This is a genomic window from Stenotrophomonas sp. AGC87, from assembly GCF_057333975.1.
In genome coordinates, this window is sequence record NZ_JBHFHW010000001.1 from 24,124 (window position 1) to 27,580 (window position 3,457).

Here is a 3,457-nt window from a genome sequence, read left to right on the forward strand (position 1 = left end):
GGGGGGGGTGGGCCGTGCGGCGGTTACTTGCGCGTGCCATCAAGCCAGTTCGGGCCCTTGTTGGTCAGGAAGAACATATAGACCACCAGCGACACGGCGATGATCGCCGTGACGTACACCGCGAACATGCCGACCTGGCCGGTCTTCAGCGCGCCCTGGTACAGCAGCGGCGCGGTACCACCGAACAGCGAGTTGGCCATCGCATAACCAAAGCCCACGCCCAGTGCGCGCACATGGGTCGGGAACAGTTCGGCTTTGACCACTGCGTTGATCGAGGTGTAGCCGGTCAGGATCACGAAGCCGATGCCCAGCACCAGGAAGGCCATGAACGGATCGTGCTGGTTCGGCAGTTCAGTGATCAGGTACCAGCTGTACAGCACGCCGCCGATGCCGAAGAACACCAGCAGGCTCTTGCGCCCGACCATGTCCGACAGCCAGCCGCCGATCGGCTGCAGCACCATCAGGAAGGTCAGCACGCCGAGGTTGATCATCGTCCCGGTCATGACGTCATCGCCCGCGAACGCGCTCTGGATCATCTTCGGCCCGTTGACCGAATAGGTATAGAACGCGACGGTGCCGCCGGCAGTGATCAGGAAGCACAGCAGCAGCGGGCGCCACTGGTTGACGAACAGCTCACGCATCGAGCCGGAGGCCTTGGCGCGGCCATCGCGTGCGGCCTCGATGGAGTCGGATTGCAGCGATTCGTCCATGCTGCGGCGCAGCCAGAACACCACGATCGCCGCGACACCGCCGATGCCGAACGCCACGCGCCAGCCCCAGGCGGAGATCTCGGGCTTGTCCCAGAAGGTCAGCATGCCCAGCAGGGTCAGCTGCGCCAGCACGTGGCCACCGACCAGCGTGACGTAGTGGAACGAGGACAGGAAACCGCGGCGGCCGGGAAGCGCGGCCTCGGACATGTACGTCGCACTGGTGCCGTATTCGCCACCGGTGGCGAAGCCCTGCAGCAGGCGCGCGAACAGCAGGATGACCGCTGCCCAGATGCCGATCTGCGAGGCGGTCGGGGTGATCGCGATCAGGAACGAACAGGCGGCCATCATCGTGACCGACACCGTCAGCGCCAGCCGGCGGCCGTAGCGGTCGGCGAAGCGGCCGAAGTACCACGCGCCGATCGGGCGCATCAGGAAGGTGGCGGCGAAGATCGCCCACACGTACATCGTGGAGTTCTTGTCGGCGGCCGAGAAGAACTGGGATTCGAAGTAGACCGCGAAGACCGAGTAGACGTAGACGTCATACCACTCGACCAGGTTGCCGGCCGAGCCTTTGAGGGTATTGGAGATGGAACGCCGCAGGGCGGCCCGGTCAGAAGGTGCCGCGGTGGCGGGGACGGATGTACTCATACAGGGTAGGGGTCCTGGCGGGGAAGCGTTGATTGCTCTTGTTACCTTACCGCACGTCAAAAACGGGTGCGTGTCAGGCATCACGATGCGGCCCGGTGAAATCAGCGTGCCAGCGCAATGGGTGCTGCGCCATCGGCAACGGCCTAGAATTCGTGTTCCCCCGCACCGTGGTGGCCCATGGCCGTCCTACCCGAATCCCCGTCGGCCGCTCCCCGCAGCGGCCTGGTCGTCCTGGCGCTGCTGCTGGTGTACGTGGTCTGGGGGTCCACCTATCTCGGGATCCGGCTGGCGCTGGAGGGCGGCGCGCTGCCGCTGACGATGGTTTCCGGGGGCCGGTTCATCATCGCCGGCACGCTGATGTACGCCGTGCTGCGCTGGCGTGGCTCGCCTGCCCCGACCAGGCGCCAGTGGCGCAACCTGGCGATCATGGGCCTGACCATGCTGGTGCTGGGCAACGGCATGGTGGTGCTGGCCGAGCGCACGGTGTCTTCCGGCCTGGCCGCCACGGCCGTGGCGTCGGTGCCGTTGTGGATGGCGCTGTTTGGCGCGATGCGCGGGCAGAACGCCAGCCGCGGTGAGTGGCTGGGCATCGCGATCGGCTTCCTCGGCGTGGTCTGGCTCAATGCCGGCAGCAGCCTTACCGCCACGCCGCAGGGCCTGATCCTGCTGCTGATCGCCCCGATCGGCTGGGCCTTCGGCTCGATCTGGGCGCGCGGCCTGGATCTGCCCAGTCCGTTCATGACCGCCGCCGGGCAGATGCTCTGCGGTGGCGCGATGCTGATCATGCTCGGCCTGTTCAGTGGCGAACGTCCGACCACCTGGCCCAGCATGAATGGGCTGCTGGCGGTGGCCTACCTGTGCATGTTCGGTTCGATCGTCGCCTTCACCGCATACGTGTGGCTGCTGCACAACGTGCGCCCTGCGCTGGTGGCCAGCTACGCCTACGTCAATCCGGTGATCGCGGTGATCCTGGGCGTGATCATCGGCAACGAGCATTTCGGCGGCCGCGACTTCCTCGCGATGGCGGTGATCCTGGCCGGCGTGGTGGTGCTCACCCTGGCCCGGACGCGCGCGAAGTGAGCCTGCCCGCCCAACACAGCCTGCAGGAACAACGCCGCGGGTTCGCGATCACCGCCTTCACCTTCACCCTGTGGGGCCTGGTGCCGGTCTACTGGCACCTGCTCAAAGCGGTTCCGTCGCAGCAGATCATCGCCCACCGCATCATCTGGAGCACGGTGCTGGTGGTGGCCTGGCTGCTGCTGAGCAATGGGCTGGGCTGGTGGAAGGCCATCGCCGCGCAGCCGCGCGCGCTGCCGACGCTGGCACTGAGCAGCGTGGCGATCGCGTTCAACTGGGGCCTGTACATCTGGGCGATCAACGCCGGGCACGTGATCGAGACCAGCCTGGGCTACTTCATCAACCCGCTGGTCAGCGTGGTGCTCGGCGTTGTGGTGCTCAAAGAGCGCCTGCGCCGCCTGCAGTGGCTCGCGGTGGGCTGCGCGGCGCTCGGTGTGGCATGGCTGACCGTCGATGCGGGAACGCCGCCCTGGATCGCGCTGGGGCTGGCCTGCTCGTTCGGCCTGTACGGGCTGCTGCGCAAGATGATCTCGGTGGACCCGGTGGCCGGCCTTGGCGTGGAGAGTCTGTATCTGTTCCTGCCCGCGATCGGGTTCGCGCTGTGGAGCGAGAATGGGCACGGGGGCGCTTTCTTCAGCGGCTGGGGCTGGCGCAACGATGCGCTGTTGATCTTCGGCGGTGCGGTGACGGCGTTGCCGTTGATCGGGTTTGCGTATGGGGTGAAGCGGATTCCGTTGTCGCTGGTCGGGATCCTGCAGTACATCGCGCCGAGTATCGGGTTGCTGTTGGGTGTGTTCTTTTTCCGCGAGCCATTCGATACGGCCAAGGCGGTGGGCTTCGCGGCGATCTGGGCCGGGCTGCTGCTGTTCATCGGCGACGGTGTGTGGCGGTCGCGGGTTGGTGGTGCGTTGAAGCGCTGAAAGCCAAGAAGCTTGAAAGCTTGAGAGAGGGAGACTTGGTTTGCCGGGCTGCTTGGCTGGGCGGGGGGGGGGGGGGGGGGGGGGGGGGGGGGGGGGGGGGGG

3 protein-coding genes are annotated in these 3,457 nt (G+C 66.6%); 2 read left to right on the forward strand and 1 reads right to left on the reverse strand.

Annotated features, from left to right (window positions below):
* Positions 1 to 23 precede the first annotated feature (23 nt).
* Positions 24 to 1,391, reverse strand: coding sequence for an MFS transporter (locus ACE026_RS00140; protein WP_486037002.1), 1,368 nt, complete (start codon positions 1,389 to 1,391; stop codon positions 24 to 26).
* Between the two features lie 144 nt (positions 1,392 to 1,535).
* Here ACE026_RS00140 and yedA point away from each other — a divergent pair, with 144 nt between their 5' ends.
* Together yedA and rarD are read left to right on the forward strand one after the other, a co-directional pair.
* Positions 1,536 to 2,438: a drug/metabolite exporter YedA gene (gene yedA, locus ACE026_RS00145; RefSeq protein ID WP_486036905.1), complete on the forward strand. Its 903-nt coding sequence runs from the start codon at positions 1,536 to 1,538 to the stop codon at positions 2,436 to 2,438.
* Complete coding sequence (gene rarD / locus ACE026_RS00150) at positions 2,435 to 3,355, forward strand: EamA family transporter RarD (protein WP_486036907.1); 921 nt, start codon at positions 2,435 to 2,437, stop codon at positions 3,353 to 3,355. The genes yedA and rarD overlap by 4 nt, the downstream gene beginning before the upstream one ends.
* The last annotated feature ends 102 nt before the right edge of the window (positions 3,356 to 3,457 follow it).